Origin of the sequence: Candidatus Protochlamydia phocaeensis, assembly GCF_001545115.1 — a bacterium.
Lineage (GTDB): Bacteria > Chlamydiota > Chlamydiia > Chlamydiales > Parachlamydiaceae > Protochlamydia_A > Protochlamydia_A phocaeensis.
In genome coordinates this window covers 105,511-119,210 of the sequence record NZ_FCNU01000010.1, presented here as the reverse complement: position 1 = coordinate 119,210, position 13,700 = coordinate 105,511, and the positions used below count along the sequence as shown (strand labels likewise).

Here is a 13,700-nt window from a genome sequence, read left to right as displayed (position 1 = left end):
ATACATTCAGAGTTACAGCTTGGACAATTTAGATTCATTTTCATTTCCTTGATAAATTTTCTATCTAGGAAAGCTGGTATTTGTTCTTATTTCAAGCTCTTTTTAGCATTACTTGTTGGGAACTACCCCTTGGGGAAAAGAATATGAATTCGATAACACCCCCTTAACCTGAGTTTGAATAAATAAGGGAATGAGTATAAGGATTGCTTATTTGTAGGACAATCTAATCCGTTAGCATTGAAGGCCGAATAAAAGAGACAAGACAGCGGGCATTGCTGTAATCGACAGATTAGTGTATCATTGATCCAAGTTTGGTAATTAGCAAAAGTCTAGGAAGCGTTAGGATGAATATAAAATGGCAAAAAAATGCCCATATTTTAATTAAATCGCAAAGCGGCTATTTAACTGTTGATGGCCACGAGAATATTCGCCGGACATCCTTTATAGGACGGATTTGGTTTGTCATAAAAGATTGGTACTCTCAGGGGCGAGAATCTCAACGCTTGAATCGCGCCATGGAGAAAACGCTGGAAGCTGTCCAAGTAGAACTGAGACAGGTAAAAGAAGAATTATCCACCCATTTGCCCCTTCTTCCTTCCTCTCACGAAATCCTGCAATTTGAAGAAGCGAACCATTCTTTTAAAAAAGAAAATAAGGTGATCGTCTATAGAATTTATCAGCTTATTAACTCATTAATTCTTAAAGGAACAGGCGGCTTTGGGGTATTTGGAATCCCCAATTATGACTATACCTCAGAATGCTTTAAAGACCTTCCTCAAGCTATCGTCCACCACTCTCAAGCAAGCGACGCCATTAAGCATCATCAAGCCTTGCAAAGCATCCATCACTTTTTTCAATTTGATTTTATAATTGATCCCATAAAAAAACAATTTGTCTTAAAAGAAATAGGAAGAAGAGACAATGAATGGGTCGGCTTTTGCTAGAGCATGTCCCTAGCTTAGCCTGAAAAAATCAGGCAGAGGACGGTAAAGGGACGAAAAAAAATAAACCTATTTTCAGTTGCTTAAAAAACAGGCAATTCTTAAACTAGTACTTCTTCATTTGGGGCGTTAGCTCAGTTGGTAGAGCGCAACAATGGCATTGTTGAGGCCAACGGTTCGACTCCGTTACGCTCCAATTCCCTTTCATTCTTTCTCTCAGTTCACGTCATTGCCGTTTCAATTAAATGGCCGAATCAAAATTAAACAAACGGACGATTTACTCTGATAAGATTCTAGACGCAAAACCACTGCCGGCAATTGCAGTTTAGCGTATGAGGAAGTTGATTTTGATTGATCGATCAATAATAAGGAATATAATCGTCGCTGACCTGCGGTGGAGATATTTGCAAGTCTTTAATTTTTCTACCAAACGCTTTAAATACCGCATCCTCACTCTTGCGTACAGCCTGTGGATCAACCGGCGTTTCGTTTAAATATAACCCTTCAAGTGATAAGCGGACTAGTAAGGCCTCAACTCCAATATGAGTGATGTTTTTGCAGTAATTTAAATTGAGTTCATGAAGGGGTGGGACATTTTCAAAGCCGGTCAAGAACTGCAAGCCTCTATCTGTGACCGGAGTTAAGGCTATGTCTAGCTTTTTCAATTTCGATAATGAAGAACCTATATAAAGAAGAGCTTGATCATTGATCTGAGTACATTTTTTTAAATTTAATTCAGTGAGCCCGGATGGTAAATGTTGAATTCCTTTATCCGTAATTTTCTCATTCTCGCTCAAATTTAATATTTTTAAATGTGGCATGCCGGACAAGTGTTTCAAGCCCGTATCATCGAGAAGAGAAGTAGCATGTAAATTTAGCTTTTCCAGTGCGGACAATCCGGAAATATGCTTCATCTCACCTGGAGGGAGGGCAAAACAACAAGAGAGGTTTAAATTTTTTAAAGTTGTTAACTTAGGCAGATGGCTAAGATCAACCAGAGAGCTTGACAAGGTAAGTTTAAGGGTTTTAAGAGGCATATTTTGAAGATGCTTTAATCCCTCTCCCGTAAATTTGCCTCCCTTGAAAGATAGCCTATCTAAATGCAATTGCCCCAAGCCCTTAAAATCCTTATCACCAAATTGTCTAGCTTCAATATGCATACTTTTAAGAGTAGGAAATTGACTTAACGCTTCAAAATGAGCATCCCAATCCAGAGAGGTAAACTTATTTGTGAGATTAAGAGACGTAATGGGAATTTTTTTATCCAGACATTCCTTTACTAATGTAAAAAACCTTGGCGATCCAATGGCATTAGACAGCGCTTTTTCATAATACTTCCCATAGGCAGGCCCCAAGTTAATGTTAGGAAATTGGCTTTGCAATTCAGAAAATTGGCTTCTCACTTTACCTATTTCTTTGTCATCCAAAGCATATAAACGATCTAACTGCTTGCTCATAAATTGGCAGCATTTATCAGTTAAGGAAGACAGATTGTAATAATTAGCCATATAAAGAAGCGGCAGGAGATTCTCTTTCGTGACCTCTCCCTTTCCATACAGACATTCCAGGCCTTCTTCAAAAGTTTTTGGAGTAATTTCCTCTGGAAGAACAATTTGCTTGTTCTTCGCTTCGATAAAAGCCCCTGCCAAGGAAGTTTCAAAATAGGGACAGTCAAGGGCCAGTAATTCTAGATAGGATCCCTTAATTGAAAACGAGTCAACATCCAAAGATCTAATGGGTAACGTTGTCGTGACCTTCCCTTTCCCTTTTTTGATTTCTTCAACTTCTAACGTTCCAATTTCTTTGCCGGTAAAATAAACAGGAACATCCTGACCAAAAACGGGAGGAAGATCGCTCTTTGAATCCCTCCTTTTCGCCAGAAGCTTGTTCACAGTCTCTATGGGAATAGGATGAGGATCGCCGGAAATTTGAACTTTCTTTAAAGTCGGATTGCTTTCTACCATCGATTTTAAAAGAGGCCAAAAAAAACGCTCCTTCATAGTGGCCAAAGCTTGCTTAGAAAGAATAAGCGTGTCACCTTCGATCTGAAAAGTACCGTTGGAATCAATTCCAAATTCCTTCTTAATATTGTTAATTCTCGCCTGATCCTTAATATTTAAATCCTCTTTGCAAAAGGCATCAAAGTTCTTCTCTTGCTCGCGCCACAATTTACCTACCACAATGTTCTCTATCTTCGTACAATGCCCCAATACCTTTGTCTTTTGGACTGAGCTAATTTGCCTAATCGCTCTTTCACATTTATGAATGACTGTATACGCATCTTGATAAAAGGAGGCATTTACAGTCTGAGGCGAGGCTTCTTTTACAAAATTTTCTACTTTTTTTAATAATGTCTCATAGTTATTTATAATTTCCGAAGGCGTCCCTTTATTTAAATCAGGCACTTGATCGAAATTTAAGTGCGCTAATTCATGAAGATCAATGTGATGAAGGCTAGAAATTGTTGACATATAAACCTCTCAAATAAATCAATTACAGAATTGATTAAATATAAAACTAATCATCAACGTCATTTTATTATAACAGTAATTTTAAATTATTTTATACATTCAAATAATTAATAATTAAGTGTCTAATCAATCTAAAAAATAAAATTTATTTCACCTGTTTACTCCAAGATAGTTTATATCTGGATAAAATAAAAAAATAATAAATAAAAAATTTAAAAATTGAATGAAGAAATGAAGGACACAAATCCTTCATTTGAAATAGAAAAATAGTTTAACTATATGGACTGAAATAAAAAACGGGCTAAATCACCTTTAGCCCGCTTAACATTTAAACGATTTATCCTATATGGATGCTTATTTTTTCAAATGGGCACCAATTAGGCCCGCCATTTTAAACATATCAACAGGTTCGCTTGTGCCAAACACTTTGGCCAATGCCTGATCAGGAACAATCAAGCGCTTATTGGCAGCATCTTGCAACTGGTGGGATTTAATATAATCCCATATCCGCTTGGTGGCCTCTCCCCTCGAAAGCTCTTGGGCTCCGACAATCGCTGCAAGCTCAGGAGAGAGTTTATAAGCTGGCATGGCACGCTCTTTTTTTGGCTTATCTTCTGCCGCTTTAGAGGCTTTTGCCGATTTAGCCGCCTTTTTAGCGGGCGCTTTTTTCGCTGAAGCTTTCGCTGCTGTTTTGGATGCCGCTTTTTTTCCTTTCTTTTCCTTTTTCTGGAAAGCGGTACGAGGATGGTCGGGATATTTGCTTTCCAGCTGATCTAATGTATTGACGATCACATCGCATTCGGGGAAGGTCGAACAGGAATAAAAGGTCTTTCCGAAGCGAGATTTGCGCGCAACCATATGCCCCGGACAGTCAATCGCCGGGCAAGAAGGCAGATTTTCCTGCGGCAGCGCGACCTCTCCCTTTTTGGGGATATTGACAATGCCTTTGCAGTCAGGATAGCGGCTGCATCCCAAAAAGGCCCCATAGCGGCCATGGCGGATTTTCATTTCAGATCCGCAAATGGGACACGATTGATCCCAATTGAAATCGGCCGCATAATCATCCTTATTAAAAGTGATCTCTTCGATGGGAGCTGAATAATCGCAGTCCGGATAGCGGCTGCATCCGTAAAAATACTTGGAACGGGCCCAAATTTTTTGCAATTTGCCTTCTTTGCATTTTGGGCAATCAATATCCGTCATCACTTTGGGGACAAAGGCTTCTTTTAAGGCCGTTTCCAAGGTTGGGTTGAACTGGTCCCAAAATTCCCTGATCAGCGACTTCCAGTCTTTGGTATTTTCCGCCACTTGCTCTAAGTTATCTTCCATACGGGCCGTAAAGCCGATATTCATGATTTGTTGAAAGTTCGACTCGAGCATTTGGGCAATAATTTGGCCCAGTTCCGTTGGTTTTAGCCGCCCATTTTCTTTAATGGTGTACTCGCGGCTTTGAATTTTATTCATGATCGTCGCATAAGTCGATGGACGGCCAATGCCGGATTTTTCCAATTCCTTAACCAAGGATGCTTCCGTATAACGGGGCGGCGGACGGGTAAAAGCCTGCTCAGCAGTCAGTTCCTGCAAAAGGAGCGCTTGCCCTTCTTGCAAATCAGGAAGCATGCGGTTTTCTTCATCTTTGTCGTCATCATCCTGCTTTTCTTCATATACCGCTAAGAAACCTTGAAATTTGATGATCGATCCCGTTGCGCGAAGAAGGATATTTTCGCCGGCAATGATATCTGCGGAAACCGTATCATAAATAGCCGGAACCATTTGAGATGCAACGAAGCGGCGCCAAATAAGTTGGTAGAGCAAAAATTGCTCGCGCGTTAGATAGCGTTGAATTTTTTCCGGGGTATTATAAACGCTTGTCGGCCGAATGCCTTCGTGGGCATCTTGTGCGCTCTTTTGAGTCGAATATTGCTTGGCTTCCGAGGGAATGAAAGAATGGCCGAACTGCTTCTGAATAAATTGGCGCGCTTCTGCAATCGCTTCGGGAGCTATGCGGACCGAGTCTGTTCGCATATAGGTAATCAAGCCTTCCGATCCCTCTGCGCCTAAGTCAACGCCTTCGTAAAGGCCTTGGGCAATATTCATTGTGCGAGCCGAAGAAAATCCGTAATGGCGGCTTGCCTCTTGCTGCAAAGTTGACGTAATAAAAGGGGGAACGGGAAAGCGCCTTTTTTCTTTTCGCTCGACCTTGGCCACTTGATAGGGCCCTTGTTTCATGCGCGAGAGAATGGCATCAGCCTCTTCCTTGCTTGGAATAAGGATATAATTCTTGCCTTCCACCGCTTCTTTCTCGAAACGCTTGCCATCCACAGAATAAAGGGCTCCGCGAAAGTGCTTGTCCTCTTTATCAGTTTTAAAAATTCCCCCTAAGTTCCAGTATTCAACTGGTTTGAAAGCCTCAATTTCTTTTTCTCGATCGACGACTAGCTTAAGGGCGACGGATTGGACGCGTCCGGCCGATAAAGAATTTTCTTTTCCTCTTTGAATGCGGCGGTTTAAAAGCGGAGAAATTTTGTAGCCGACAATCCGGTCAAGCAGGCGGCGGGCTTGCTGCGCATTGACAAGCGCAATGTCGATGCCGCGCGGATTTTCTAAAGCCTTGAGAACCGCATCCTTGGTAATGGAATTAAAAGAGACGCGCTTAATATTCGTATGAGGAGGAAGAACCTGGGTAATGTGCCAGGCAATTGCTTCTCCTTCGCGGTCGGGGTCTGGAGAGAGATAGACAACGTCGCATTGCTTGGCGGCTTTTTGCAGCTTGGCAATCACCTCTTCTTTATCAGGCATGATGGTATATTTGGGCTCAAAGTCGTGCTCAATGTCAATGCCAAACTCTCTTTCGGGCAAATCGCGGACGTGGCCAATCGACGATTCAAAAATGTAATTGGGCCCCAAAAATTTTTTCAATGTCTTGATTTTCGCGGGCGACTCTACAATAATCAGCGCTTTTGCCATCTTTTATTCGCTCCATCATGTGAAGAATTTGCTTCTTCTATTAAATTTTTTTATAAATTTTGCCAGGATATTCTTTAATTATTTTTTTTAATACTAAACTCATCAGGAGAATGCTGATTTTTGAGATGGGAAGCTGCAGCCGCCGGGCTATTTCTTCGATCGATAATTCTTCAGTCGGAAGCTGGCACAGCAATTCCATCTCTTCTTTCTCTAAATAAACCGACGGCTGAGCAGGCGGCTTATCCTGTATAGGAAAGAGAAAATTGTCATAGCAGGCGATAATATCGCGCGCGTTTTCAATTAAATCGGCTTTTTTTTCCTTAATTAAGGCATGGTTGCCGCAAAAAGTCTCTTGATCCGCCCTGCCCGGTAAAGCAAACGTGCGTCGCCCTTGTTGCAAAGCCCTTTCCATGGTTAACATTGCTCCACTCTGCCGGGGAGCTTCGATGAGAAGCGTGCCCAAACTCATTCCGCTTACAATTCGGTTGCGTTGAGGAAAATGCGTTCGATCTGGGGGGGTTGTCAGAGGAAATTCACTTATGACGGCTCCCTGCTCGCAGATTTGTCGAGCAAGTTGCGCATTTTCGCCAGGATAAAGGCGGGCAATTCCAGAGCCCAGTACAGCGATCGTTCTACCGCCTTCTAGAGCGCCTTGATGGGCAGCCGTATCAATTCCACGCGCAAGGCCACTAATAATTGTAAAGCCGGCTTGCGCTAATTCCCGGCTAATCTGCCGGGCCATTTCCATTCCATATAAGGTTGCATGGCGCGTACCGACGACAGCAATGCACCGCTGATCGTCTCGGCGTACTTCTCCTTTATTATAAAGGATTAAAGGATAATCTGCAATTTCCAATAAACGCTTTGGATAGCGCGGATCATTAAAAGCTATCAAATGAACTTGCAAGCGCTCAGCCAATTTTAATTGATCTTTCCACTCTTCGGATTCCAAGGCCTTTTGCCAAGCCGATAAAATTTTAGGGCCAAAGCCGGGCAATTCTGCTAATTGGCCAAGCGGAGCTTGCAGGGCTTGAATAGCCGAGCCGAAACATTCGATCAGCAGGCGGATCTTAATAGAGCCCAAATAAGGGATACTTGTTAAAATGACTAACGCTTCTAATTCGTTCAAGCCGCTCTCCCTTACAGGATAAGATCAATCATGCAGATTTAAAGTAATGTGAGAAGTCTTGCAAAGAAAGAAAGGGAACAAGAGTGAGCGCAATCCCTAATGGCCTACATTCCTTTTACTTGAGAACACTCTAAATCCTTCAAATCTTATGACAGAAATAAGTTCGCAACTTTTTTTAACAGGATTTGGCCAAAGAAAGCAAATACTTGTTAAAAACGCTGATTACTTTGCCAATTTTTTTTAGAAGAATCAAGCTGATTTTATTGAAACCAACAATTAAATTTAGACGCTGGAGCAACGCATTGCTTAGCCATTGGATTGGCTTAAATAATTTACTAAAGAAACTCTCTCTAGATCGGAAGGACGAGAGGTCTGAGCTTGCACTGGAGAGGAAATTTCCTCTATGGGCGCTGCCTCTTCAATAGAAGGCGCTGCCTGGGCTTCATTCTTTTGTTTTAACTCTATCTCAAAATTCCATACCTGAACAGCCCCGCCTTTAATTCCAACAGTCAACTGAGGCTTGTCCCCCATTTCCAATTTAACTTTTTCGGCAGACCCTATAGTGGGGAAAGAATGCATCTTCTGTCCCGTTTCAATGTCCCAAAGCTCCACAGCATATTGTTCTTTTGACAGGTTGACTCCTAAGGCAACAATAGAGCCTTGAATAGAAATGGGATTTTCCGTTTCAGAACTAGCTACTATTTTTGATCCATCAGGCCGCTTAAACTCTTGAATGAGCTCTCCCGCTGCAACGTCAAATACTTTAAATGTTTCCTCTGCGAGAGTAAATATTTTTCCCTCGTGAAGAGCAAAGATATCTAACGTATTAGACCTATCATCCGGATGTTCCCAGCCGACCTGAAGCTTTAAATTATGCTGCTCTTCTAATGTATCCGGATCCAATATTTTGATATCATTGTTAGAAAAGAAGACAATCAAATGATTGTCATCGGCAACCATTTTATAAGGGTGGGATTCAAATAGCTTTTCGGCAATTTTGCTGCCCGCCGCATCATATACACTAACATAATTCTCATTCATCCGATTAAAAACTGCATAGCCAACGGCCAAACGCTCTCCTAAGAAAGTGAGGCCACCTAGGCAGCTCCGATCCCTACCGTTGCGCTCATCTTGAATTTCTAGCGTATTCTTTGTTGCCGCATCGTATATTTTGATACTATCGGAAGTAAGCCCCGTAAAAGCAATCCGTTGTTTATTGCCATTCTGAGCAAATATATGCTCAATATTGGGACCAACATTCAACACATCCTGAACAATTCTTTCATTATGGCCTGCCTCATCATAATACTCGATGCCATCATCCGTTCCTACATATAGCTTGCCGTCTACAAGTACAGCAAAACCACTGGTATTATAACCAAGTCTGATGTGTCTCGTTTCTTTTGTTAACAGGTTATAGACACATACACTCTTTGCATAACTGCTCCCGTATCCATAGACGATTTGACCATGAGAAGCGTCTAGAGAAGTTATACGCGTAAATTTACCTGCTTGCTCTCCAATAATTAAAGGGTGCGAGCATATACAAAGCGCTCTAAGAGCTGGATTCAATGTATGATCTCCTGCTACTTGATGCCACTGCCTATCGACTAAACAGGCTTTGCTAAGCGAATGCGGATCAGACTTCAAAAAAGAAAAAATATACAACAGCATTTCGTCGGAAAGAGAAAGCAATGGCAATGCAGAAGGTTCAGGCTCTACTGATTTAAAAGAATTAAGACCAGAAAAATCAATTTGATCTATTGCCATATCACTTATCTTTTTATAAATTCAATTTACTTATTTTTATTTTTAGCAATAATATCAACAAATTACATTTTCGAAAATTAAAAATAATAAAAAGAATTAAAAAAGTTAGATCATCAAATTCAAAATGAATTTAGAAAACAGATGAATAAAGTTAAATTTCAATTAACAACAAGTGATTTATAAAATTAAACTATTCAAATTATAGAAGGAATTTCCCCGATCTTGGATTTATAAGCCTTTGATATGTCCCTAGATTTAGCGCTCAAGTCCTAAGCAAGCATCCCAATACGCTATTGAGTTTGTAGACAGAAGTCCGTAGAAGCTGCCCAATAAGCGTCTCTAAGCCCGCAAGAAGACATTCGCTATTTCTACGCCGGTCTTCAATTGCAAGCAAAATAAGCAGGGAAAGTTTAAAATAAGAATAAAAATAAAGAAGGCGGCTAATCGAAGATTAACCGCCCCTTAGTTTTTCTTTCGCTAGAAAGAAACGGTAATGCTTCCACTCACTTTAACGACTTGGCGCAGCCGTTGGGAGTCAGTCGAAACACTACTGATAGATAGATGTCGCACTTGGTTGAGTAGATCAAAATTTGTTTCTACTTCTGCGTGTTCATTTATCTCTTCCAGCGCGAGCGAGCTATGATGATTGCTCACGTTTATTCTCCATCTACCTTCAGAAAGGTAGTTTAAGAGAACGACCAAGACTAAACGATCGGTATGACAACCTTCCTCCCGGTTAATACGAGGCAATTAAGTTGCTTTTTCATTCCTGAACAAGCTCCAAAATAACAACATATCCTTCCAGACAAAGATGGCTTTCAGCCCAATGCTTCAGCCCTATCATCGTCCTCTCAGATTGATTCCTATCTCGCTAAAAAGCGAGTCTTATTTCTATTTTTTCTAAAAAAAAGTTTCCCAATTATTGTGGTTTCGAGCGCTTAAATAGCCTCATGTCACCTCCCTTTTTGCTCTATCGTTCCACCGTTTGAGAAGCTATAAGAAACCTCTTTTGCCTACTAAAGCTAAGCAAAAGATTTTGATCTTATTTGCATTAACTCTCAAGGAGTTAAAACAAAGAAAGAACAAATTTTTATAACTATTTTTTATATCTAACAGGCTTTGATTAATTGCGCAAGGTTCTCGTTTTCATTTCTGCTTTATTCTCAGCCTGTTAAGCAAGCCTCCCTTTTTCCATCTGAATTAAGGAGACAACGCTTGTTTGCGTTCATCGATATAATGATTTAAAGATGTTTGACCTGTTTTAAAAAGCTGATAAACGGGCAAAACGTCTACTAGATGTTTTTCAGCTTGATTTTGCAGGGCAGCCCAAGCCTCGCTTTCCTGTTGCGACTGATTAAGCTGTTGATAGAGCATGGCCAAACGGATGAGATTGAACGTGTAAAGTGTTTGTCCGAAAGCTTCCGAATCAGTCTGCTGGTCCATCTTATCTTTTAGCTGTTTAGCTTGGGCTAAAGCGTCGGAATATAATCCTTCGCCAATTAATAAAGATGTTTTGGCATAGTCTTGATAAAATTCTAAGCGATCGGGCCTTGTGCGTTGAAAAGAAGATTGGGCAAAGGGTTTGGCTTCGGATGGATTGCCCTCGATTAAAAGGGTTTGAGCCAACGCGCCGTCATATTTCGCATGCAGCTCAGGATGGCGCGCCATGATGTCTTTCAATTCTTTTAAAAGAGTTGGATTGGCGGAAGGATCTTGATTTTGCTGAAATTGAAGAAAATCGGCTTGCGCTTGAAAGAAATCTTTTTCAGCCTGCAGCGTTTGCGTAGAAAGCAAACGGTACGCAAGGACTAAGAGGGCAAACAAGCCTACGCATCCCCCTATTAAATACTGCTTATAAGCAGAGAGCCATTCTACAAAAGGATGATCCATCCATCCTTCGGAAAAATCTGAAGAGTTTAACTGAGGAGAACCAATCGATTGTTTTGTCATAACTTGCCACTCAATTTGCTTTAAATATTTGCGGACTTGCTTTAATTTGATGTGAAAAAAATCATAAATAAATCCATAATATTTTTCAGCTTTTTCTTGTAAAGAACCATTCAAATAAGAAACGATTGAAAATATTTCTAATCCCCTAGATTTCCATTCCTTGATGAAAGAACAATTTTGTTATGGATAGCTCATTAATCGATCCTCCTTATAAAGATGAATTGCGCGAAGTCGCTCTTACGCAAATTAGCGTTAATCCTTATCAGCCGCGCCGTGATTTTAAACGGGAAGATCTAGAAGAGCTGGCGCAGTCTATCAAAGCCGTTGGCCTTCTCCATCCCCCTCTTGTGCGCCCGCTTCCGGATTCTGAAGGATATGAGTTGATTTCAGGAGAAAGACGCTATAGAGCGGCGCAACTGGCCGGCCTTTCTTCTATACCGGTTTTTATCCGCCAGACCTCCTGCTCCCTTTCCGCACAGGCGGCCTTGATCGAAAATATTCAACGCGTGGATTTAAATCCTTTAGAAATTGCCAAAGCCTTGAAGCGGCTCATGCTGGAATTTGATTTTAACCAAGACCGTTTAGCCCAGCGAGTGGGAAAGAAACGCTCCACAATTGCCAATTACTTGCGCCTGCTCTCTCTTCCGGTCGCCATACAAGACAGCATTTTAAAAGAAAAAATCACTATGGGGCATGCCAAAGCGATTTTAGCTTTGGAAGAAGAAGATAAGCAGCAGTTATTGCATGACTTGATCATACGCGACCAGCTCAATGTACGCGAAGCTGAACAAGCCGCTGCTCGCATCGGCGAAAAAGCCAAAAAGCAGCAACTGACCTATGTGACCAGGGACTTTTATTTGGAACAGCTGGCTGAAAAGCTTCAGCATCGCTTGGGAACCAAAGTCTCCATCCAAGGCAAGGGAAAAAAAGGCCGCATCAGCATTGACTATTATAACTTAGATGACTTAGACCGTCTTTTACATCTGTTCGGCCTCCAACAAGAACTATAGAACGGCAAGACTTCATTCCTTTGGTATTAAGCATTTTGAAATTGCCAATAGTCTCCAAAAAAGTGTATTAAAACTGCTAATGGCTCGGATTCGAAGTTATTTTCTCTCTAAGAGGCAATATGGACAAGAACAAACTAAGCATCGAAGAACTACGCCAAGCATGGATTAAAGAAAAACAAACCTCTTTTCGCTATTTCTTAATCGCAGCTCTTTTGTCCTTTCCCTTCTTCTTTCAAATGCTGGCAATGGGTTTAGGCTATTCCTTCCCCCTTTCTTCGGACTTGCAACTGCTCTTGGCAACCATGGTGCAGATAGGCTGCGGCTGGCAATTTTATCGTTCCTCTTATTATGCTTTAAGAGCGCTTAAGGGGAATATGGATCTCCTCGTGGCTTTGGGAACAACGGCCGCTTATGGCTTTAGCTTGGCCGTTTACTTTTTGCATATGCCTCAACCTTTATACTTCGAAAGCAGCGCCATTATCCTTACCCTTACGCTATTTGGGCGCTGGTTGGAGGCTTTAACTAAGGAAGGCGCCTTTGCTGCATTAGAGGCATTAATTCATCTGCAGCCAAACAGGCTCTCTTTGGAAAAAGAGTCCTTTGCCCACTTATTGAAAGAGGGCTTTGTTCAAAAATTAGCCGATCAAGCCTCGGCTATTTTTATTCCTATTATCCTGGGAATAAGCCTTTTTACTTATCTAGTATGGAGCCTTGGGATTGAACAGCCTGCAAGTGGCTTTATCAATGCCATTGGCGTCCTCATCATCGCTTGCCCTTGCATGTTGGGAGTGGCCCTTCCCCTCGTCATTCTCATGGCTAATAGCACGGGGGCTCAGCTAGGCATTTTTTTCAGACAAGCAGCCGCAATGGAGCAAGCTGCGCGAATGAACCTCCTCTTCTTAGGCTCTTTTCATGAAATAACAAGCGCAGCCATTCAACAATTAAAAGCACGGCATGTAACTCCTATATTATTCACCAACAGTCAGCAAGAAAACACATTGTCTCTTGCTACACAAGCGGGAATAGAAGAAATCAAAACGGCACTGGAGACAGGAGAAAAAGTACAGGCCATTCAGCAAGCAAAGCAATCGGGAGCGATTGTTGGAATGGCCGGCTATAGTGGCAGTGATGTTCCGGCTTTAATGGAAGCGCACGTAAGCTTTGCAATGGGGATGGAAAGCAATATGCTTAAGGAAGCCGCCAATATTTCCCTTATGCGCCATGATTTATCAAGCCTCGCTGCCGCCATAGATTTATCCCGCCAAACGATGCGGAAAATGAAGCAGAATTTATTTTTGGCTTTCATCTATAATCTTCTAACCATTCCACTTGCAGCAGCCGGATTGCTCAATCCCCTGATTGTTGCGGGAACAATGGCGGTAAGTTTCGTGTCCGTCATTGCCAATGCCCTATTATTGCGGTATTGGAGACCTAAGTCAGTAATTTTTTCAAACTAGGATGA

General features: G+C 41.5%; 8 protein-coding genes and 1 tRNA gene. 4 read left to right on the top strand and 5 right to left on the bottom strand.

Features of this window, described 5'->3' with window-relative positions:
- The first annotated feature begins 344 nt into the window (after window positions 1–344).
- Window positions 345–944 carry a hypothetical protein gene (locus BN3769_RS03735; protein ID WP_068467717.1) on the top strand — a complete coding sequence of 200 codons (600 nt, stop codon included), beginning with the start codon at window positions 345–347 and terminating at the stop codon, window positions 942–944.
- A gap of 120 nt (window positions 945–1,064) precedes the next feature.
- A tRNA-Ala gene (locus BN3769_RS03730) sits at window positions 1,065–1,137 on the top strand.
- 163 nt (window positions 1,138–1,300) lie between these two features.
- On the opposite strand, the gene BN3769_RS03725 is transcribed toward BN3769_RS03730, so the two are convergent.
- The 5 genes from BN3769_RS03725 to BN3769_RS03705 form a co-directional block, all read right to left on the bottom strand.
- Window positions 1,301–3,412, bottom strand: coding sequence for a BTB/POZ domain-containing protein (locus tag BN3769_RS03725; RefSeq protein WP_068467715.1), 2,112 nt, complete (start codon window positions 3,410–3,412; stop codon window positions 1,301–1,303).
- A gap of 354 nt (window positions 3,413–3,766) precedes the next feature.
- A complete protein-coding gene (gene topA, locus BN3769_RS03720) occupies window positions 3,767–6,379 on the bottom strand; it encodes a type I DNA topoisomerase (protein WP_068467713.1) in 2,613 nt (870 codons plus the stop codon).
- A gap of 40 nt (window positions 6,380–6,419) precedes the next feature.
- Window positions 6,420–7,508: a DNA-processing protein DprA gene (gene dprA / locus BN3769_RS03715; RefSeq protein ID WP_068467711.1), complete on the bottom strand. Its 1,089-nt coding sequence runs from the start codon at window positions 7,506–7,508 to the stop codon at window positions 6,420–6,422.
- A gap of 306 nt (window positions 7,509–7,814) precedes the next feature.
- Entirely contained in the window at window positions 7,815–9,278 is a 1,464-nt protein-coding gene (locus BN3769_RS03710) for an F-box/WD repeat-containing protein (RefSeq protein WP_068467710.1), read from the bottom strand.
- 1,200 nt (window positions 9,279–10,478) lie between these two features.
- Window positions 10,479–11,228 (bottom strand): hypothetical protein, encoded by a 750-nt coding sequence (locus BN3769_RS03705; RefSeq protein ID WP_154017811.1) that lies wholly within the window; start codon window positions 11,226–11,228, stop codon window positions 10,479–10,481.
- Window positions 11,229–11,410: 182 nt separating this feature from the next.
- Between BN3769_RS03705 and BN3769_RS03700 the strand changes: the two genes are divergently transcribed.
- Window positions 11,411–12,238, top strand: coding sequence for a ParB/RepB/Spo0J family partition protein (locus tag BN3769_RS03700; protein WP_068467705.1), 828 nt, complete (start codon window positions 11,411–11,413; stop codon window positions 12,236–12,238).
- Between the two features lie 119 nt (window positions 12,239–12,357).
- On the top strand, window positions 12,358–13,695 hold the full coding sequence (locus tag BN3769_RS03695) for an HAD family hydrolase (RefSeq protein ID WP_068467703.1): 1,338 nt from the start codon (window positions 12,358–12,360) through the stop codon (window positions 13,693–13,695).
- Window positions 13,696–13,700 lie beyond the last annotated feature (5 nt).

Coding starts and splice junctions, on each gene's coding strand:
- topA (WP_068467713.1), bottom strand. CDS start 6,379: ATGGCAAAAGCGCTGATTATTGTAGAGTCGCCCGCGAAAATCAAGACA.
- BN3769_RS03700 (WP_068467705.1), top strand. CDS start 11,411: ATGGATAGCTCATTAATCGATCCTCCTTATAAAGATGAATTGCGCGAA.
- BN3769_RS03725 (WP_068467715.1), bottom strand. CDS start 3,412: ATGTCAACAATTTCTAGCCTTCATCACATTGATCTTCATGAATTAGCG.
- BN3769_RS03735 (WP_068467717.1), top strand. CDS start 345: ATGAATATAAAATGGCAAAAAAATGCCCATATTTTAATTAAATCGCAA.
- BN3769_RS03695 (WP_068467703.1), top strand. CDS start 12,358: ATGGACAAGAACAAACTAAGCATCGAAGAACTACGCCAAGCATGGATT.
- BN3769_RS03710 (WP_068467710.1), bottom strand. CDS start 9,278: ATGGCAATAGATCAAATTGATTTTTCTGGTCTTAATTCTTTTAAATCA.
- BN3769_RS03705 (WP_154017811.1), bottom strand. CDS start 11,228: ATGACAAAACAATCGATTGGTTCTCCTCAGTTAAACTCTTCAGATTTT.